The sequence below is a fragment of the uncultured Tateyamaria sp. genome, assembly GCF_947503465.1.
Taxonomy (GTDB): Bacteria; Pseudomonadota; Alphaproteobacteria; order Rhodobacterales; family Rhodobacteraceae; genus Tateyamaria.
In genome coordinates, this window is record NZ_CANNDN010000003.1 from 196,687 (window position 1) to 215,164 (window position 18,478).

Annotated in this window: 17 protein-coding genes; 3 read left to right on the top strand and 14 right to left on the bottom strand. The window is 62.4% G+C overall.

Going from position 1 to position 18,478, the window contains the following annotated elements; translation table 11 throughout:
• The first annotated feature begins 69 nt into the window (after positions 1-69).
• Complete coding sequence (locus Q0844_RS16925; RefSeq protein ID WP_299047270.1) at positions 70-1,227, top strand: hypothetical protein; 1,158 nt, start codon at positions 70-72, stop codon at positions 1,225-1,227.
• Between the two features lie 10 nt (positions 1,228-1,237).
• Here Q0844_RS16925 and Q0844_RS16930 read toward each other — a convergent pair whose 3' ends face one another.
• The 8 genes from Q0844_RS16930 to Q0844_RS16965 all read right to left on the bottom strand — a co-directional run bounded on the left by Q0844_RS16930 (position 1,238) and on the right by Q0844_RS16965 (position 9,834).
• Complete coding sequence (locus tag Q0844_RS16930) at positions 1,238-2,527, bottom strand: nucleotide sugar dehydrogenase (RefSeq protein ID WP_299047272.1); 1,290 nt, start codon at positions 2,525-2,527, stop codon at positions 1,238-1,240.
• A gap of 105 nt (positions 2,528-2,632) precedes the next feature.
• Positions 2,633-3,499, bottom strand: a complete 867-nt coding sequence (locus tag Q0844_RS16935; protein ID WP_299047275.1) for a sugar phosphate isomerase/epimerase family protein — start codon at positions 3,497-3,499, stop codon at positions 2,633-2,635.
• On the bottom strand, positions 3,496-4,407 hold the full coding sequence (locus Q0844_RS16940; RefSeq protein ID WP_299047278.1) for an NAD(P)-dependent oxidoreductase: 912 nt from the start codon (positions 4,405-4,407) through the stop codon (positions 3,496-3,498). The genes Q0844_RS16935 and Q0844_RS16940 overlap by 4 nt, the downstream gene beginning before the upstream one ends.
• Before the next feature lie 151 nt (positions 4,408-4,558).
• Entirely contained in the window at positions 4,559-5,566 is a 1,008-nt protein-coding gene (locus Q0844_RS16945) for a Gfo/Idh/MocA family oxidoreductase (RefSeq protein ID WP_299047281.1), read from the bottom strand.
• Positions 5,563-6,756: a mannonate dehydratase gene (gene uxuA / locus Q0844_RS16950; RefSeq protein ID WP_299047284.1), complete on the bottom strand. Its 1,194-nt coding sequence runs from the start codon at positions 6,754-6,756 to the stop codon at positions 5,563-5,565. Before uxuA ends, Q0844_RS16945 begins: the two co-directional genes overlap by 4 nt.
• Entirely contained in the window at positions 6,753-7,796 is a 1,044-nt protein-coding gene (locus Q0844_RS16955; protein WP_299047286.1) for a Gfo/Idh/MocA family oxidoreductase, read from the bottom strand. Before Q0844_RS16955 ends, uxuA begins: the two co-directional genes overlap by 4 nt.
• Complete coding sequence (locus Q0844_RS16960) at positions 7,793-8,800, bottom strand: Gfo/Idh/MocA family oxidoreductase (protein ID WP_299047288.1); 1,008 nt, start codon at positions 8,798-8,800, stop codon at positions 7,793-7,795. Before Q0844_RS16960 ends, Q0844_RS16955 begins: the two co-directional genes overlap by 4 nt.
• Entirely contained in the window at positions 8,797-9,834 is a 1,038-nt protein-coding gene (locus Q0844_RS16965) for a Gfo/Idh/MocA family oxidoreductase (protein ID WP_299047289.1), read from the bottom strand. The genes Q0844_RS16960 and Q0844_RS16965 overlap by 4 nt, the downstream gene beginning before the upstream one ends.
• An 89-nt stretch (positions 9,835-9,923) precedes the next feature.
• Between Q0844_RS16965 and uxaC the strand changes: the two genes are divergently transcribed.
• Entirely contained in the window at positions 9,924-11,279 is a 1,356-nt protein-coding gene (gene uxaC, locus Q0844_RS16970; RefSeq protein WP_299047292.1) for a glucuronate isomerase, read from the top strand.
• Between the two features lie 3 nt (positions 11,280-11,282).
• Complete coding sequence (locus Q0844_RS16975) at positions 11,283-12,470, top strand: mannitol dehydrogenase family protein (protein ID WP_299047299.1); 1,188 nt, start codon at positions 11,283-11,285, stop codon at positions 12,468-12,470.
• Here Q0844_RS16975 and Q0844_RS16980 read toward each other — a convergent pair.
• Genes Q0844_RS16980 through Q0844_RS17005 form a run of 6 tightly spaced genes read right to left on the bottom strand, consistent with a single transcriptional unit; the run spans position 12,467 to position 18,469 of the window.
• A complete protein-coding gene (locus tag Q0844_RS16980; protein ID WP_299047302.1) occupies positions 12,467-13,345 on the bottom strand; it encodes a sugar kinase in 879 nt (292 codons plus the stop codon). The two genes, Q0844_RS16975 and Q0844_RS16980, sit on opposite strands and share 4 nt — an antisense overlap.
• On the bottom strand, positions 13,342-14,235 hold the full coding sequence (locus Q0844_RS16985) for a DMT family transporter (RefSeq protein WP_299047304.1): 894 nt from the start codon (positions 14,233-14,235) through the stop codon (positions 13,342-13,344). The genes Q0844_RS16980 and Q0844_RS16985 overlap by 4 nt, the downstream gene beginning before the upstream one ends.
• A gap of 2 nt (positions 14,236-14,237) precedes the next feature.
• A complete protein-coding gene (locus tag Q0844_RS16990) occupies positions 14,238-15,125 on the bottom strand; it encodes an NAD(P)-dependent oxidoreductase (RefSeq protein ID WP_299047306.1) in 888 nt (295 codons plus the stop codon).
• A gap of 1 nt (position 15,126) precedes the next feature.
• A complete protein-coding gene (locus Q0844_RS16995; protein WP_299047307.1) occupies positions 15,127-16,023 on the bottom strand; it encodes a phytanoyl-CoA dioxygenase family protein in 897 nt (298 codons plus the stop codon).
• Positions 16,023-17,522: an altronate dehydratase family protein gene (locus tag Q0844_RS17000; RefSeq protein WP_299047970.1), complete on the bottom strand. Its 1,500-nt coding sequence runs from the start codon at positions 17,520-17,522 to the stop codon at positions 16,023-16,025. The genes Q0844_RS16995 and Q0844_RS17000 overlap by 1 nt, the downstream gene beginning before the upstream one ends.
• Entirely contained in the window at positions 17,522-18,469 is a 948-nt protein-coding gene (locus Q0844_RS17005; RefSeq protein ID WP_299047309.1) for a phytanoyl-CoA dioxygenase family protein, read from the bottom strand. The genes Q0844_RS17000 and Q0844_RS17005 overlap by 1 nt, the downstream gene beginning before the upstream one ends.
• Between the last annotated feature and the right edge of the window lie 9 nt (positions 18,470-18,478).

Below are 18,478 nucleotides of genomic sequence, written 5' to 3' on the forward strand. Positions count from 1 at the left end.
ATGAGGCGCGTTGACTGCCAGGCAATATGAGTGCTACCAATACTGAAGTCACCAAAAAGGTTAAATATCGTGCGGCATGCCAATTTTCTCTTCACCTTAATACTTGCCGTAGTCTTACTCAATGGAATATTTGGCTTACAATCGCCTAGTCGTGCTGAGACTATTTCCTATCTTAACTCTGGAAGCATGCTCGGGCTATTTAAAAAACGTCCCCACGATGGAAGATTGATCCCGGCAACTATGTTTTCAAGCAAGCCGAAAGTGCCTGACGACTACGAGTTTGCGCAAAATGTTGTTCCAAATAACTTTGTTGCGTTCAAGATATCTGGAGACGGTCTTAATCCTGCTCGCTTCCAAAAGCTGGACCTAACACTGCTACGCAAAGAGGGCTCATCGAAAACATTTGAGAACGAAGAGTTTTCCAGCATCCAGTTTATTCGAAACTCGAATAATTTGTTCGACAAAACGAATGGCGATATTTTGTACATTGTACAAGCTGTGCATAGAACCAGCGGCAATGCTTACTACTTTATCGGTTCCGTTCGGACGCCAGATTCTGTTCAGGATGTAACGACCAGAGGTGAAGTTCAAGAATTCACATTCTTCAAAATTAACAGTCGCATGATGCGTACCTTCGAAAAACGTGTTCGCTTTAACTGGAGTGAGTACATTTCGTCGTTGAGTTATGGCCGTATAGCCAACCCGCGTATCTTTTTCGATGGCGACGATTCGGAACAACCCGTTTCATTTATTCACGGCACTACACCTATGGAAATCAATACACGGCTTTCCGAACGACTAGATGGTGTCTCGGCAGGGGGTGGCTATCTATTTCAGGGAGAGGAAAGCGTACTGGAAGAAATGGCCCGTCCTGACATTACCGACCAGATCACGCGCCCAATATGTAGCTATCTGTCCACTGGCGTTGCATCACTCGTTGCGGCAGGCGGAGCGGAAGTTTTCATCGCCGACGATGGGAGCTGCAATTTCCGGTCTTGGGTGGGGTCGCTGGAAGTACAAGCATTTGACCTAAGTGACATGGCTTGCCGTCCCGGTAGTTGCGAATTCTCACTGTATATTTCCTGTGCTTCCCAAGGAGCGCCTTTGCTTGAGGCATGTGGGAACATGAAGGATGACTTTCTGAGAGAATTTGGACCCGAAAGCCGCTTGCGAGCATCAGTAAAATTCACACTGAGAGGTGAAATAGAGGCTTTCTACCGGCATTGACTAGCGCCGATCAAAGGCGCAAGTCGCTGTCGCCCGGGTCAAACACCGCCTTCATGTCGAACAGAACGCCCTGATCCGTCAGAAGCGCACGCAAGCGTTCCGCCCCCTGGGCGACGAAGGCGTCATGCGGCACGGCAAGGATCACCGCCTCGTACGCTGCTTTGTCCGGCACGTCGTCCAGCAACGCGATCCCGTATTCGCGGCGCACCTCTTCGGCAGAGGCCCAGGGATCGTGGATATCGACCTGCAGGCCGTAGCCTTGCAATTCGCCAATCATGTCCACGACCTTGGTGTTGCGAATGTCGGCGCAGTTCTGCTTGAACGTGATGCCAAGGATCAGGGCACGCCCGCCATGCACCTGTGCCTGCGCGCGGATCATGGCCTTGACCAACAGCGATGCCGCGTGCTGCGCCATGCCGTCGTTGATCTCGCGTGCCATGCGGATGATGTCGGGGATGTGGCCCGCCGAAATCGACTTGTCGATCAGGTAGTAAGGATCGACCCCGATACAGTGCCCACCCACAAGGCCCGGCGTGTAGCGGTTGAAATTCCACTTGGTATCCGCCGCATCCAGCACCGCCGCCGTATCAATACCCAGATGCGAGAAGATGATCGACAATTCGTTGATCAGCGCGATGTTCACATCCCGCTGCGTGTTCTCGATCACCTTGGCCGCTTCGGCCACGCGGATCGTCGGGGCCAGGTGGGTGCCCGCGGTGATGATGGTGCCATAGAGCGCGTCAATCGCCTGCCCTGCCTCGGGGGTCGAGCCCGACGTCACCTTGATGATCCTGGGCAGCGGGCGGTCCTTGTCGCCGGGGTTGATCCGCTCGGGGCTGTAGCCTGCGTAGAAGTCGATGTTGCGCGTCAGGCACGACACCTCTTCGACCAGCGGCAGGCAGTCCTCTTCGGTTGCGCCGGGGTAAACCGTACTTTCGAAGATGACGATGTCGCCGCGCTTGATGACCTTGCCCACGGTGCGAGAGGCCGCGAGCAACGGGTCAAGGTTGGGTTGTCGGTGGCTGTCGATCGGGGTGGGGACCGCAACGATATAGACGTTGCAATCGGCGATGTCCGCCAGTTGCGCGGTATAGCGCAGATGTGTCGCCGCGCTCAGGTCCTCGATCTCTCCGGTGCTGTCCGTGCCTGCGGTCAGCGCCGCGATCCGCTTTTCGTTCAGGTCAAAGCCGATGGTGGGGCGCTGCTTGCCGAACTCGAACGCGAGCGGAAGGCCGACATAGCCCAGCCCGATCACGGCCACGCGCATGTCGTCAAGGGTCGGCAGGGGGGCTTGGGTCATCATGTGCGCCTTTGTCTTGCGATGCCTTGCCTAGCGGCGAGACACCCGCGACGCAATATGGGGTGGCCCGCGCCTGTGTCAGGTGCGGGCACGTTCGGGTGAACCTCAGGGGCCGAAAATCGTCTTGAACGTGTCGATGCACGCCCGGAACCCCGCCTCGAAGTCACCATTTCCGGGGTGGTACACGGATTCGAAACTGATCACGCCGTCATAGCCATCCGCCCGCAAGGCGTCTGCCATGGGCTGAAACAGGGGGCCAAGCTGGCCCGTGCCCATTTTCCGCACTTCGAGCGTGGCGCGCGGTGTATCCACCTTCACATCCTTGATGTGCACATGGCCGAGATAGCCGTCCCGGACCGCGTCGTAGCCGTCGGGGAAGGCCAATTCGTGGCACCAGCAATTGTTGGCCGGATCCCACAACACCTTGAGCGCGTCCTTGGCATCCAATTCGTCGATCAGCCTTGCCGCTGTGTAGTTGGAATTGACCATGGTGCCGTTGCCCGTCTCGACCACCAGCGTGATCCCTTCGGCCCGGGCCAGTTCCACGGCCGGGGCAATCATCGGAGCCATCGTGTCCCACGCGCCATGTGCGACATTCCACGTCTCAGCCCCGTTTCGACCCCACAGGATCTGCTCTTTCTTCTGGGTCATGATGCGCACCAATGGGCTGCCCACGACATGCGCCATGTCGATCACCCGTTTCAATGCATCCATATGCTGCGTATGCAGCGCGTCGCCCGGTCGGTTGGCCGATGTTGTCCCGGCAAAGATGTGGCGGGACAGGCAGGACACGGGCTTGCCCCGATCCCGCAACAGCCTGTCGATCCCGCGGATGTCCTGCGCTGAGTGGTCGCCCACTTCGGTGTCACCGACGAATTGCAATTCGGCATAGGTCAGGTCGAATTCGTCCATCACATCAACGGCATGGGCCAAGTCGCGGCTGATGCCGTCGCAAATCACACCCAGTTTCATCGCGTCATCCTGGCGCCGTTGCGGTGCAACTCTGCCCCCACGATGTCTTCGATCACGCGGGTGCAGGCCCAGTTGTCGCCGTCAGGATAGCGCGTGCGGCCTGCGTGAAAGACCTGCATCGCAGACGCCGCCGTATGGAGCGGCACGCCAAGCTCTTCGCCCAGCGCCATGGAGATGGTCAGGTCCTTGTGCATGGTGTTGATGTGGCTGCCGGTGCCGTCGAATTGCCGGTCGATGATCTTTTCCAACGCGTTGTTGACCACACCGCACCCGGCGGAAGAGGTGGAAAACACGTCCAGAATGACCTGCCCCGGCACACCGGCCTTGGCCGCCAATGCGGCCGCCTCGAACGTGGCCGAGAATTGCGCGCCGATCAACGATTGCAGGCATGCCTTGACGGTCTGGCCGTCGCCGGGCGTGTCGCCCACGCGGTGGATGCTGGCCGACACCGCCTCCATCACCGGGCGGGCCTGCGCCAGTGCAGCATCGGACCCGGCGGCCATCATGGTCAGTGTCCCGCCTTGGGCGCCGGGAAAACCACCCGAAACGGGGCTGTCGATCAGGTGCAGACCGGTGCCGTCCAGCGCGACCCCGATGGCGCGCGCCTCGGCCGGTTTGATCGTGGCCGTTAGCAGTATGATCCCGCCGGGCGCCATCGTCTCTGCCAGTCCACCGGTGCCCAGAATAACCTCTTGCGCCTCGGTCCCTTTCATCACCATGACAAAGACGGCTTCGGCATTGCGCCCGACCTGCGCAACATCTGTTGCCGCATGCCCACCCATATCGACAAAGGCACTTTGCCTGTGGGCAAGCAGGTCGATGCCCCAGGTTTCAAATCCATGTGCGATCAGGTTCCTGGCCAGCCCACTGCCCATATCGCCCAATCCAATCACACCAACTGACGTCATCAGCGGGTCCTCCGTTTCAGGTTTTCAGGATGGGGTTTCACATCGGGCGCGGATGCCGGGCAGGTCCAGAAGACACCCCCTGCCCTAGCGCGGCGCAGCCCAGGCTGCGCGCGGTCACGCTAGCACAGGTTTGGGCGGGCGCGAGCGTTTTTTAACCAACCGCGACACGGGTGCCGGATACCGCAGCGGTCTTGATCGCCTCGATCACCTGCACCGCACGCAGACCATCGGCACCGCTGACAAGCGGCGCGGCCTTGCCCCGGATCACCTGCGCAAAATGTTCGATCTGATCCTTGAGCGGGTCGGACAGCGGCAGGGGCACGCGGGTCTGGTCCATGGGCGCCCACCAGTCCGGCCCGTCCTTTTGTGTCCACAGGCTGAGATTGGGCAGCGACAAGGCGCCTTTGGTGCCACCGATCAAATAGCTGGACTGGTCCGTCCTGGGATAGGCCGGGTTCTCTCCTGCCGTCAGCTCCCAACTCCAGGGACCGACTGCGACGTCGGACAGGTTGACTGTGCCCAGCGCACCGCTTGCGAATTTCAGCGTCGCCACAGTCACTTCTTCGGCCTCGGCCCCACGCACCGCGTTGCTTTGCATCGCCTGGACTTCGGCAATGGGTCCACACAGGTACATCAGCAGGTCAATGTCGTGGATCAGGTTGATAAAGAGCGGACCAGCCCCGGCGCCCTGACGCCACGCCTGCGCATAGTAGCTGTCGGGCTTGGGCAACCAGCACGTGCCCTGAACGGTCGTGATCGTGCCAAGCTGACCGCTTGCAATCACCTCGTGTGCCCTTATGACAACCGGATTGTGCCGCCGATGGTGACCCACAAGGATCGGCACGCCGGACATGTCCGCGGCCTGCACGACCGTCGCGCCCTCTGCCGCTGTCGCCGTCAAGGGCTTTTCGATCAGGATGGGACAATCCGCATCCATCAGCCTCAGGGCCATTGTCGCATGCAAGTGGTTCGGCACGGCAAGGATGACACCGTCCGAACGCTCTGCAAGATCAGGCAGAGTTTCCACGACCTCCCATGGGGCGTTACTGTCCAGCGCGGGGTCGAACACCGCAGAGAGACAAACACCAGTGGCCCGCGCAATCGCCTTCAGATGCTGTTGCCCGATCAGCCCAACGCCCGCGACTCCGATCCGTATCATGACTGCGCTCCGGCGACGGCGGCCATGATACCGCGCAGTTCCGCCAACCCGCGCATGCGCCCGATCAACGGATAGCCAGGCAGGCTGTCGCGTGCGCGGTCCATCAACAGTTCTTGCCCGTGATCCGGGCGCATCGGAATTGCATGATCCGGTCGGCCCGCACCGCGCCGCCTGGCTTCTTCGTCCATCAGGGCCCGGATCGTCGCGACCATGTCGGTATCACCTTCCAGGTGGGCCGCTTCAAGGAAGCCGGGGCGCTGCGGGTCAGGCGACGGCAGTCGACTGGTGTTGCGAAGATGCGCAAAATGTATGCGCGGGCCAAGGCGGCGCACAAACTCCGGCGCATCGAAGTCTGGGGATACGCCCAATGACCCCGTGCACAAGGTCGCCCCGTTTGCCGCGACATCCACAGTGTCCAGAACGGCCTGGTAGTCATCCGTCGACGACATGACCCGGGGCAGGCCCAGCAGGGAAAAGGGCGGATCATCGGGGTGGCAGCACAGGCGCAGACCCAACGCCTCGGCCACGGGCGCCACCTCGGCCAGGAAGTCGATCAGATGCGACCGCAGCTGCGCCGGATCGATGCCGTCATAGGTCGCAAGACGGTCGCGTACGTCTGCCAGGGTCCAGCCATCATTGGCCCCCGGCAGGCCCGCGATGATGGTGCGCGTCAAGCGCGCGATGTCGGCGTCCTGCATTGCAGCAAATGCCGCACGGGCCGCGTCCTGTACCGCGGGCGGGTAGTCATCCGGGGCGGACGGGCGTTGCAGGACGTGCAAATCGAAGGCCGCGAACTGGACGAGGTCGAACAGCATTGCCGTGCCGCCATGGGGCTGACGCGCGTGGGTTTCCGTGCGTGTCCAATCAAGGATCGGCATGAAGTTATAGCAGATCGTGCGCACCCCGGCCTGGGCCAGGGATGCCATGCTGGCCTTGTAGGCCGCGATATGCTGCGCCGCGTCCGTGCCTTGCGTCTTGATCGCTTCGGACACCGGCAGGCTTTCGACAACTTCCCAGGTCAGACCGGCGGCTTCGATCATCTGCTTGCGCGCCTGGATCGCTTGCCGGGGCCATTCGGCGCCCGGCGCGTATTGGTGCAGCGCCGTCACGACACCGCGTGCCCCAACTTGCGGCAGGTCAGACAGCCGTGTGGGGTCGTCAGGTCCAAACCAGCGCCAGCATTCGATCATGGTTGCCATCCTTCGCGCAGCGGATGCGTTGCAGGCAGCGGCAGGGGCACGCGCGACAGCGCGCGCGCGGAGGCATAGATCGCCGTCACCAGTTCAATGGACCGGGCCCCGTCAGCCAGGGTCACGGCATGGTTCGGTGCCGCGTTCAGCGCCTTTCCGACCTCTGTCAGGAACCCGGCAAACCCTTGCGGCCCTTCCGGGATATCGGCACATATCGCATCCACGGCCTTTTGGTCTACCGGATCGCGGGCCGTGAAGTGCCAGGTGCCTTCCGCCGGACTGTACGGAAGCGTATCTGACGTCGCAGTCAGGTGTTCAAACACCAGCCGCATCCGCGTTTCGTCCCGCGCCGCCCCCAACGTGACGCTGCTGGTCGCCAGTGCTCCGCCATCAAGCTCAAGGATCAGGGCGGCGGTGTCTTCCGTCTCGATCTGGTTGACGAGCGTGCCCAGACGCGCGGTCACAGCAACGACAGGCGCAACACAGGTCGATAACAGATCATGGGCATGAATGGCGTGCCCCAGCACCGCGCCGCCCTGTTCGCCCGCCCACGTGCCGCGCCACGGGATCGCATAGTAGTCGGCACCGCGGTTCCAATGGGTTTCGATGGATGCGGCCTTGGGTGCGCCAACCAGCCCGGCGGCGCGCAAGGCGCGCAGTTGATCAAACGCGCGACCAAAGCGGTACTGAAACACGGGAAACACAGTTTTGCCCGACGCGTTCGCCGCCGCCGTGATCGCGTCGACCTGCGCCAAAGACGTGCCCAGCGGCTTTTCACAGATCACATGCTTGCCCGCCGCAAGAGCCGAGATGGCCACCGGCGCATGCAGATGGGGCGGAAGGCAGATGTCGATCAGGTCCACATCCGCGGCCAGCGCCGCGTCAACGGATGTCAGCCGCGCAATCCGATCGCCGCACAACGCATCCAACCGGTCCGCGTCCTGATCCACCAGATGGGTGACGGCGAACCCGTCCAACCGGTCGTAGGCCGCAAGGTGCTGGGCCCCGATACCGCCGCCAAGGATCGCGACCCGGATCACGCCCGGCGCCCCTCGGCCATCGCCTGGGCCTGCAACGCCAATTCCATGACCTTGAAACAATGGGCCTGGGTCATGGCCGTTTCTGTCCGGTGCGCGATGTCATGCGCCAGGCGCGCAAAATACGGCAGGCCCGCATCACGCGCATCGATGGTCTCGCAGCGCGCGCCGTTCACCAGCACAAGGTGATCGGTGCCGTCACGCCCCGCAACATCCACATACTTGCGCAATTCGATGTAGCCGTCCGTGCCCAGCAGCGTCAGCCGTCCGTCGCCCCAATTGGGCAAGGCGTCGGGTGTGTACCAATCCACACGGATGTATCCCGACGCGTGCGCGGACCGCAGCGCGATCTCTCCGAAATCCTGCAATCCGGGGTCGTCCGGGTTTGCGTGATTGGCCACGTGGGCCAGTGTCACCTGCGCATCGTCTGACCCGGTAAAGTGCAGGAATTGATCGATCTGGTGCGAGGCGATATCCGCCAATACACCACCGTATCTTTCGCGTTGAAAGAACCATTCCGGCCGCGTGGCGCGGTTCAGACGGTGCGGCCCCAACCCGGTGGTGTGCACAACGCGCCCAATGGCCCCCTCCTGCACAAGTGCATCGGCCAGCGTCACGCACGGCACTTCGAACCGTTCCGAGAAGTTGATGGACCAGATGCGGCCGGTCTCTGCCACGCAGGCCCTGATCGCCGCCAACTGGTCCATCGTGGTGCAGCCGGGTTTGTCCGTCATCACGTCATGGCCCGTTTGCATCGCCTTGATCGCAAGGGCGGCGCGGTCGGCCGGAACGCAGGACACCAACGCCAGATCCGCACCGGCGGACAGGGCCGCGTCCAACGTGTCGAACCGGCGCAGATCAGGGTTGCGCCGAACATAACCGTCCAACGGCTGGGGCGCCCCTTCGGTCCAGTAGCCAAGGCAGCGCGCGCCCTGCGCCAACATGTTTTCGGTCATGCCGTAGATGTGACGGTGGTCCAGACCAAGCGCAACAAAGGCAAGCGTCATTGGGCGACCTCAATACCGTGTCCACTGCGCGCGGCCCGTTCCATCGCGTCGATCACGGCGTGCACATGCAACGCATCTGCGGCACACGCGATCGGGGGCCGGCCCCGGGCAACAGCCGTGACAAAATCCTCGAGCACGGATTGGTGCCAGGCATGGGTAAACGCCATCGGGTCGGCCCCCCCGCCCGTCGTCACATCCCCATCCGGTGCACTCCGTTCCGACGCACCCGACAGCCATTCGATGCCAAGCGTCTCTCCCTCAAGATGGACCTGCGCCCGCGTCGTGGTCAGCGTGATGCTTTCCGCGCGGCCCGGATATGCGGTTGTCGTGGCGCTTAGCACCCCGGTTGCGCCCGACGCGAAGTGCAGCAGAGCGGCCGCGATGTCTTCGGCTTCCATGGCGTGCAGCGGGCTGGTGCGCATCATCGCCTGAAGGCGGGCCACCGGTCCGGCCAGCCACAGGGCCAGATCAAGGGTGTGAATGGCCTGATTGATCATCACGCCCCCACCGTCGCGTTCAAAGGTGCCACGCCCCGGCGCATCATAGTACGCCTGGTCGCGCCACCACGGCACACGCATCTCAACATGTACCAGTGCCCCCAGGTCGCCCGCGTCCAACCGGCGCTTCAACGCCCGGGCCGCGGACCGTGTCCGATGTTGGAAACACAGCGCCAAGGGCACATGCGCGCGCGCGTACGTCTGCACGATGTCCCGTGCGGCTGTCAGGCTGCGTTCCACTGGTTTTTCCATCAACGTCGGGATGCCTGCTGCTGCGAGGGCGCGGGCGTGGTCCATGCGCGCATCGGGCGGCGTGATCAACAGTGCCATGTCCGGCTTTTGGTCCAGCGCAGCCGCGCGATCCGTGTGGGCCGGCACGTCATAGCCCAAAGTGGCCGAAGCGGTGGCACAGAACGCACGCGTCCGGACAGGATCGCGCCCCAGTACCCCCACCAGGCGCGCACCTTCCCGGTTGTCCCGCACCGCCAGAACATGCGTCTGCGCCACCATGCCGGCGCCGATCATCAAGACGTTCATTCTGGTCCTCCCACATGCAGAGTGACGGTATTTCGCGCGTGCGCCAAGGGGCTTTCGTGCTAGGCTGCGCAAAAAGGAAAGGGGCGGAAATGGCGCTGAAACTGGCTGGCATGGCCGACAAGATTTATGCGGGCATCCGGCACGCACCCATCGTATCGCCCCACGGTCATTGCGACCCGGCCTGGTTTGCCACGGACAGCGCCTTTGCGGACCCGGCTGCGCTGCTTGTGATCCCGGATCACTACGTGTTTCGCATGCTCTACTCACAGGGTGTCCCCCTGGAACGCCTTGGCATTGGCGTGGATGCGGACAGCCGCGATGCCAGAGAGATCTTTCGCCTGTTCGCAGCGCATTGGCACCTTTTTCTTGGGACGCCAAGCCAACTTTGGATCGAATATGTCCTGCGCGAAACGCTGGGCTGCGACATGCCTTTGGGGCCGCAGACCGCCGATGCCATATATGATCATATCGACGCCTGGCTTGCGGCGCCGGACAATCGTCCGCGCGCCCTGTTTGACCGGTTCGGGATCGAGGTTCTGGCCACCACCGATGCCGCATTGGACCCGCTTGACCATCACGCGGCCATCGCGGGCAGCGCCTGGCAGGGCAAGGTGATCCCCACGTTCCGGCCCGATGCGCTGCTTGATCCCAATACCCCCCGTTGGGCGGACGAGGTCCGGGCCCTGGGTGCGATGACGGATATCGACACGTCGACCTTTGATGGATTCCTGACTGCCCTGCGCATCCGGCGCGCGGCCTTCAAGGCGTTGGGCGCCACGGCAACCGATCACGCGATCGAGGACCCCAAAACAGTGTGGCTTGACGCGCCGGGCGACGTTTTTTCGGCACTGTTGCGGGGTGATCTGGCACAGGCGGATGCGTTTCACGGTCACATGCTGGTCGAAATGGCGCATATGTCGCTTGAGGATGGGCTGGTCATGCAGCTGCATGCAGGCAGCCGGCGCAACACCAACCATACCCTGTTCGACCAATTTGGTGCGGACAAGGGGGCCGACATTCCCATCGCCGTCGATTGGGTCCGGGGGTTGGAGCCGCTCTTGAACCGTGTGGGCAACGATCCACGGCTGACGCTGATCCTGTTCACGCTGGATGAAACGACCTATGCCCGCGAACTGGCGCCGATGGCAGGCCATTGGCCGTGCCTGCGTATCGGGCCACCCTGGTGGTTCCACGACAGCGCGGCGGGCATCGCCCGCTATCTGGATCAGGTGGTCGAGACAGCCGGGTATCACAACCTGGCCGGGTTCAACGACGACACCCGCGCCTTCCTGTCGATCCCCGCGCGCCACGATCTGTGGCGCAGGGCCGTGGCGCTGCACCTGGATACGCAGATGCAAAGGGGGTATTTTGACCGCACGACCGCCGACCGTCTTGCCGGCGTGTTGGCAACGGACCTTGCGCGCACGACATACCGATTGGACTGACCCATGCCACGCATTCTTCACCTTGGGGTCGGCAACTTCTTTCGGGCGCATATCGCCGCCTACACGCAAGACACGCCGGGCTGGCAGATCACCGGCGTCAGCTTCCGGTCCGGTACCATACGCGATGGATTGGCGGCGCAGGGCTATGACTATCCGCTGGTGATCAAGGATGCGCAGGGGACAACGGTCAAACCCATCACGTGCCTGACAGACATGTACGTCGCGGCGGACGACCCGGGTGGCGTGATCGATGCCATTGTGTCGGACGACTTTGACGTCATCACCCTGACGGTCACCGAAAAGGCGTATCACCTGGATACGCATGGCCAGTTGGACCTGGACGCTGCCGATATTCAGGCCGACCTCGGGGGCACCGGCACAACCGTCGTCGGAGTGCTGGCGCGCGGGCTTGCGCTGCGGCGAGCGCCTGTGACCGTCCTGTGCTGCGACAATCTGCCCGACAATGGCGCCAAGCTGGAAAAGGCCGTGCGCACCTTTGCCGATGCCGCGCATCTGTCCCTTGGCTGCGATGTGACATTCCCCGGCTGCATGGTGGACCGGATCACGCCTGCCACCACCGATGCGATGCGCGCCGAGGCAGGCAACCCCATGGCCGTCCCGACCGAGGCGTTTTCCGAATGGGTGGTCGAAGACCGCTTTGCGGCACGGCGGCCCGACTGGCCGGGTGTACAATGGGTCGATGATGTTGCCCCCCACGAGATGCGCAAGTTGCGGATGCTGAACGGCGCGCATTCCTTTCTGGCCTATGCTGGCGCGTTGCGGGGCCACACCTATGTTCACCAGGCCATCGAAGATGCGCGGTTGCGCAGCACGGCACAGGTGTTGATGGCCGAGGCGGCGCAAACCTTGCCATCGGACATGCACGCCCAGGCAGCGCCCTATGCGACTGCGCTTGTGGACCGGTTTGCAAATCCAAACCTGCAACACAGTCTGCGGCAGATCGCGATGGATGGCAGCCAAAAGCTGCCAATCCGCATCCTTGCCACGCTGCGCGACCGTGGGCACGCAGACAGCCCGGCACTCGACTGCGCCCTGAATGCATGGGTCGGTTTTGTTCAGGCCGAGGTGGCGGCAGGCCGGGCGCTGGATGATCCGCGGTCAGACGATCTCAGGGCCGCCTGCCAGTCGGCAGATCCCGACGCCGCGTTGCGCCGGATCATTGGGGCCTAGCGCGGCAGGATGGCACCCCGGTGCCCGATGACCTGCCGGGCAAGCTCGTGACCTGCACGCAGCGCATCGTCCTGCGGCCCGCCCGTCAGGACAGAGGCAAGATAGGCCCCGTTGAAGCTGTCGCCCGCCGCCGTGGTATCCACCACGCGCTCGGCGGCCGGATACGCAGCCGTCGTTCCGGTTTGCAGACACAGCGGCCCGTCCGGGCCCCGCTTTAGCGCCCCGGTCCGCTTCAACCCGAGAAACCGCGCCACCACGGCGGAGGCGGTTTCGCCGGTCAGGGCCATTTCATCATCGATCGACGGCAAGGCGATGTCACACAAGACCCACATCGCCGACATGGCCGCCCGCGCGGCATCAACATCCCCCCACAGACGCGGACGGTAGTTGCTGTCAAAGGCAACCCGACCGCCGCTCTTGCGAAACGCCTGCAACCACCGGATCAATGCCGCTCGGGTCGAAGCGGGCATGATCGCCAGGGTAATGGCCGAGGTATAAATCACGTCATACGGTTCCAGCGCCGAAAAATTCGGTCCATCCGGCGTGACAAAGACCATGCGTGCGGCAGACGTGTCACGCCAATAGGAAAAGCTGCGCTCGCCCTCTGCATCCGTTGTGATGGCGTAAAGCCCGGGCATGCCGCCGGGATCCCTCTCGATGGCCTCGGTGCCGATGTCTTCGGCCTGCATCGTCTCCAGAATACGGTCCGAAAAGGCATCCGTTCCGACACGCGTTATGTAATCGACCTGCAGGTCAGGCGCGCAGCGCTTGAGGTAGATGGCGGTGTTCAACGTATCGCCCGCCACCCGCACATCTGCCTTGTCGCCCGCCATGGACAATTCGATCATCGCTTCGCCAATGGCCGCGATTTTCATGCTGGTTCCTTTCGTGCGGTCCGTCGCCAGATGATCAACCCGGACACAACGATGATTGAAGCGCCCAGCAGCGTCCACGCATCCGGAACATCGCCAAACACAAGATAGCTGGCGACGGCCAGGTACAGAAGAAAGCTGTAGGTATAGGGCATCAACGTATTTGCAGGGGCAAAGGCATGCGCCCGCGAGAAAATCTCGTGCCCGGCCCAGCCCCAGATGCCAAGGCCAATCATCAGCGCCCATTGCAGTGCCGTTTCGGGCGTCGTCCAGGCGACAAAGGCCAGCGGGGCCAACGCCACGGCGCCAAAGGCGCTCATCCAGAATTGCATGGTTTCGGCGGCGACAATGCCAGATATCCTGCGGGTGATGATGGAATACAGCGCCAGCGAAAACGCATTGTAGACATTCAGGAACGCAATCGCGTGAAAGGTGGCGTCAAAGGGGCGGATCACCACCAACACGCCGGTAAAGCCCAGAATGATCGCAAACCAGCGCCACGGCCCGACCCGCTCGCCCAGCAGCGGCCAGCTGAGAAAACACACGATGATCGGGGCGGAAAACATGATCGACCCGACAACGGTCAGCGGCAGATAGTTCAGCGTGATGAAGTTGAACAGCGTGGCAGAGGCCAGCAGGAACCCGCGCAGCAGCACCAGCCCCATATGCGCCGACTGAAAACTGGACCAGCTGACCCCCTTGCGCAGCAGCAGCGCGGTCGAAATCAGGAAATGCGGAAAATACCGCATGAACGCCAACTGGAACGCTGGCAACCCCGCCAGGAGCAGCCATTTCACGGAGGTGTCGATCAGCGTGAAAAATGCATAGGCCCCCAGCGTCATGACGATGCCAAGGGCCGCGCGGTCTTCGGTGGGGTGGGCCGCGATGGCCACGCCTAGCCCTTGAACCGGTCGGCGTAGTAATCCACCATCTGCGACACCATATCGTCTGCCCGCCCGGTGTCGCGTGCATCGCTCAGCGCATTCAGCGCACATTTCGACATCACGGATTCCACGCCTGCATCCGACGCCATCTGCGCATAGTATCCCACGTCCTTGGCCGCGTTCTTGATGGCAAAGGCCAATTGGTTCGGATCGCCATCCACACCATACCCCTTCACGAAATCCATCATCCCGGATTTCAGCGGCCCGGCCGCCATCACGTCGTACAACTCTTGCCGGGACACACCCGCAACATCCGCCATGGCAAAGGCTTCGGCCATCGCGTTGGCCACCGTCATGCCAAAGAAGTTGTTGATCAGCTTGATCGTATGCCCCGATCCCAACGCGCCCAGATGGAACACGTTCTCGCCCAGATCATCCAGCACGGGGCGCACGGTGTTGAACGCACCCTCGTCGCCGGCACACATGATGTTCAAAAGGCCATCCACCGCATGGGACGGCGTGCGACCCAAGGGCGCATCCAGATAGTGGCCACCCGCCGCGGCAACCTCATTGCCCAGGGTCCGGGTCGAGCCTGGCAGGGACGTTCCGAAATCAATGACAACCGCACCGGGCTTCAACCCCGCTATCACGCCCTCCGCCCCACGCATCCGCGCCTCGACATTGTCTGACGTATCCATGCAAAGCATGACGATGTCGCTGGCCTCGGCCACGGCCTTGGCGGTCGTGACCTCCGTCGCGCCACGCTCCACCGCGCGGTCAACATACGTTCGCGTCCGGTTCGCAATCACCGTCAGGGCGTATCCCTGATCCTGCAAGCGCCCCACCATGGCCCCGCCCATCAGGCCCAGACCAATAAATCCAATTGTCGGCTTGCTCATGTCACGTATCCTTTTTGCCAATGGTGTCGAAGGCGCGTGTCTTCAGCCCCTTCTGAATTTCATAGATCGAAATCGGGACATCCGGCTGCGGCTGTGGAATGCGGATGGGAATATCCTTCAGACGCGGTGTCAGCGTCGGCACACCGCACAGCATCCGGGTGTTGTAATCCTCGATCCCGTCCCACTTGGTCATGCTGCCCATGATGGGAAAGGCATCCGCCGCCATCATCTCGTAGAACAGGATGCGCCGCGCCCGGTCGCTGGTGTTCAACGCGGACCCATGCACGATACGCCCGTGATGGATGCTGATCGACCCCGCAGGCCCGGTCAGTTTCACCGCGTCGGCCATGTCCAGCCCGTTGTCCTCGGGCAGCATCGCACCGGCAAAGACGCCGTCCACATGGTGATCAAACAGCGGCCCCTTGTGCGAGCCGGGAAAGACCATGAGCGGCCCGTTTTCCTCGGCCATGTCGTCAATGCAGATGCCGATGGCGAGGATGTCGTCATTGGTGTGCGGATAGAACGCATAGTCCTGATGCCATTCCACCGCTGCGCCATAGCCCGCCGATTTCATGTTCAGCTTGGTGGTGTGCAGCCGCAGGTTCGGCCCGATCAGATCACGTGCCGGGGCAAGGACATGGTCGGAATACATCAGGTCGCGCACAACATCCGATATCGTATGGGGCAGCTTGATCCGGCGCAGGCGCGGGTCTGCGGGCGTGTGGCTGTCCTCAAGGTCCAGCCGGTCATTGCTTTCGGTCATCGTCGCGGCTTCGTCCTCGAACCGCGCGATCTCGTCCCTGATCCTGGTCAGCCACTTGTCCGGGATGCGGTTCTCGACCAGAAGATACCCATGCTCTTCATACTGCGCCTTTTGCACTTCGGTCAGGCATTCCATCACATCACCGCCCCGATCTGCCAGGGCACGAATTCATAGTCGCCCAAGCCCTGCGCTTCGGATTTCGACATCTCGCCCGACGCGACCCGTAGGAACAGCTCGTAAATCTCGCGGCCCTTCTCCTCCAGCGACACGCCATCGCTCAGCATCGCACCGGCATTCACATCCATGTCCTCGGTCATACGACCATACATTTCCGTATTGGTCGCTACCTTGATCGTGGGGCTGGGCTTTGATCCAAATGCCGACCCGCGCCCGGTGGTAAAACAGACAAGATTGCATCCGCCCGCGATCTGTCCGGTGACCGACGCGGGGTCATAGCCGGGCGTGTCCATGAACGTGAACCCTCGCGCGCGCACGATGTCGGCGTATTTATAGACCCCGTTCAAGGGCGTTGTCCCGCCCTTTGCCGCAGCACCCAGCGACTTCTCCAGAATGGTGGTCAGCCCACCTGCCTTGTTGCCGGGGCTCGGGTTGTTGTCCATCGACCCCTTGTTGCGGGCGGTGTAATCCTCCCACCAACGGATAAGGTCAAGCAACCGCTCGCCCGTCGCCTGATCGACGGCCCGCGCAGTCAGCAAGTGCTCCGCCCCGTAAATCTCGGGCGTTTCGGCAAGAACACCCGTCCCGCCCTGCGCTACCAGCAGATCGGTGGCATGGCCCAGTGCCGGGTTCGCCGTGATCCCGGACCATGCATCGGACCCGCCGCATTGCAGGGCCACCTTCAGCTCCGATGCCGGGCACGGTTCGCGCACCGCCGCGTTGGCCCGCGGCAGCATGGCGTAAACCTTTTCAATTCCTTTCTCGACCGTACGGCGCAGTCCGGCCACGGACTGAATATTCATCGTCTGGAACAGCGGCCCCTGCTTCAACCCATAGGCTTCGAGCAACCAGTCAATCTGGTTCATCTCGCAACCAAGGCCCACCATCAGCACAGCTGCATGGTTGGGATGGCGCGCATAGCCCCACATCACACGCTGCAACGCCTCGAACCCGTCGCCGCTGTCGGCCATGCCGCAGCCTGTGCCATGCACAAAGGCGACGACCCCGTCGACATTGGGATATTTGGCCAGAATTTCGGGCGTGAAATGCGCCGCAATCATCCGCGCGGCGGTGGCGGAACAGTTCACGGACGTGACGATGGCGATGTAGTTGCGCGTGCCGACCTGCCCGTTCTCACGCTTGAACCCCATGAATGTATCCGGTGTCCCCGCGGGGACAGGGCGCAGATTGGTGGCAAATTCGTATGCCACGTCCGTGCCACGAAACTCCACATTATGGGTGTGCACGTGGTCGCCGGCGGCAATGTCCTGCGCCGCATAGCCGATGATCTGTGCGTATTTGCGGATCGGGTCACCCCGCGCCACGGCCTGTGTTGCGATCTTGTGCCCCGACGGGATCAGCGCCGTGGTCACCACTTTTTCGACCGCGACGCCCACCTCCAACGCGCGGGTGGCGGTGACGACCGTGTCACTGGGATCAAGCCGGATGACATCCATCATGCACACACCGGGCTGTCAGCCGACCAGCGGTGGATCGGGATGTGGTGCTGCGCCGCAAGCCGGTCACGCGCATCAAACCACGCATCGCGCCACACCCGCCAGTCGCGCAACTCAGTGTCCGGCGCGCTGCGACTGCGCGCGATAAAGCTGGGGAAATGATCGCGGCCGGTGGGCTGCCCGGTCACGTTAAACCGCAGATCAAAGGACCAACGGAACCCGTCCGACAGATTGGGCAAGGACGCATGCGGCACAAGCGGGTGAAACAGCACCACGCCGCCCGACCGGACGGGCAAGGGTACGGCACGCGACGTGTCCAGATGTTCGGGGGCAATGGCCGTCTGCACCTGCGGACAATGCGGCAGCAAGCCGTCGTCGATGCCGGGCACCACCTGCAAACACCCGTTTTCGACCGTGGCATCCGTGACGGCGACCCATGCCGTCACCATATCCGTCATGTCCGCATCCTCGTGACCCACGCCGCGATCCTGGTGCCAGTCGGTAACGGTGATATGGGCGCGTATCTCATCCTCGGCCAAGTCCGGCGCTGGGGGCTTGATACGCACATGCTGGATCGGGTTCGACGTGATCTCCGGCCCGATCAGGCTTTCGACCACATCCAGCAAACGTTCCTGCACCACCAGATCAAAGATCGCAGGCCCGAAATGCATCGGGCAATCTGCCTCGATCTCTCCGCCCGGCAGGCTGATGTCCATCGGCTGGAACCAGTCGCATCCGGCCGCATAGGACATGCGCAACTTGCCCCAGAAATCCAGATCTGTCCCCGCGGGGACAAGACGACCCTCGGCCACCCAATTTGCATAGAGCCCATCGAGCAATGTGGCATATTCCCTGCGCACCGCGTCAATTACAGGCGCAGGGATTACGTTCTCGATGACCAGGTAGCCTTGGGTGCGGAACGCCGCGACTTGGGCTTCGGTCAGCATGGGACCCCT

Bases quoted from the DNA above. Each gene is read 5' to 3' on its own strand.
- Q0844_RS16990 (WP_299047306.1), bottom strand. From the start codon at position 15,125: ATGAGCAAGCCGACAATTGGATTTATTGGTCTGGGCCTGATGGGCGGG.
- uxuA (WP_299047284.1), bottom strand. From the start codon at position 6,756: ATGATCGAATGCTGGCGCTGGTTTGGACCTGACGACCCCACACGGCTG.
- Q0844_RS16940 (WP_299047278.1), bottom strand. From the start codon at position 4,407: ATGACGTCAGTTGGTGTGATTGGATTGGGCGATATGGGCAGTGGGCTG.
- Q0844_RS16995 (WP_299047307.1), bottom strand. From the start codon at position 16,023: ATGGAATGCCTGACCGAAGTGCAAAAGGCGCAGTATGAAGAGCATGGG.
- Q0844_RS16930 (WP_299047272.1), bottom strand. From the start codon at position 2,527: ATGACCCAAGCCCCCCTGCCGACCCTTGACGACATGCGCGTGGCCGTG.
- Q0844_RS17005 (WP_299047309.1), bottom strand. From the start codon at position 18,469: ATGCTGACCGAAGCCCAAGTCGCGGCGTTCCGCACCCAAGGCTACCTG.
- Q0844_RS16965 (WP_299047289.1), bottom strand. From the start codon at position 9,834: ATGAACGTCTTGATGATCGGCGCCGGCATGGTGGCGCAGACGCATGTT.
- Q0844_RS16945 (WP_299047281.1), bottom strand. From the start codon at position 5,566: ATGATACGGATCGGAGTCGCGGGCGTTGGGCTGATCGGGCAACAGCAT.
- Q0844_RS16935 (WP_299047275.1), bottom strand. From the start codon at position 3,499: ATGAAACTGGGTGTGATTTGCGACGGCATCAGCCGCGACTTGGCCCAT.
- Q0844_RS16960 (WP_299047288.1), bottom strand. From the start codon at position 8,800: ATGACGCTTGCCTTTGTTGCGCTTGGTCTGGACCACCGTCACATCTAC.
- uxaC (WP_299047292.1), top strand. From the start codon at position 9,924: ATGGCGCTGAAACTGGCTGGCATGGCCGACAAGATTTATGCGGGCATC.
- Q0844_RS16975 (WP_299047299.1), top strand. From the start codon at position 11,283: ATGCCACGCATTCTTCACCTTGGGGTCGGCAACTTCTTTCGGGCGCAT.
- Q0844_RS16980 (WP_299047302.1), bottom strand. From the start codon at position 13,345: ATGAAAATCGCGGCCATTGGCGAAGCGATGATCGAATTGTCCATGGCG.
- Q0844_RS17000 (WP_299047970.1), bottom strand. From the start codon at position 17,522: ATGGATGTCATCCGGCTTGATCCCAGTGACACGGTCGTCACCGCCACC.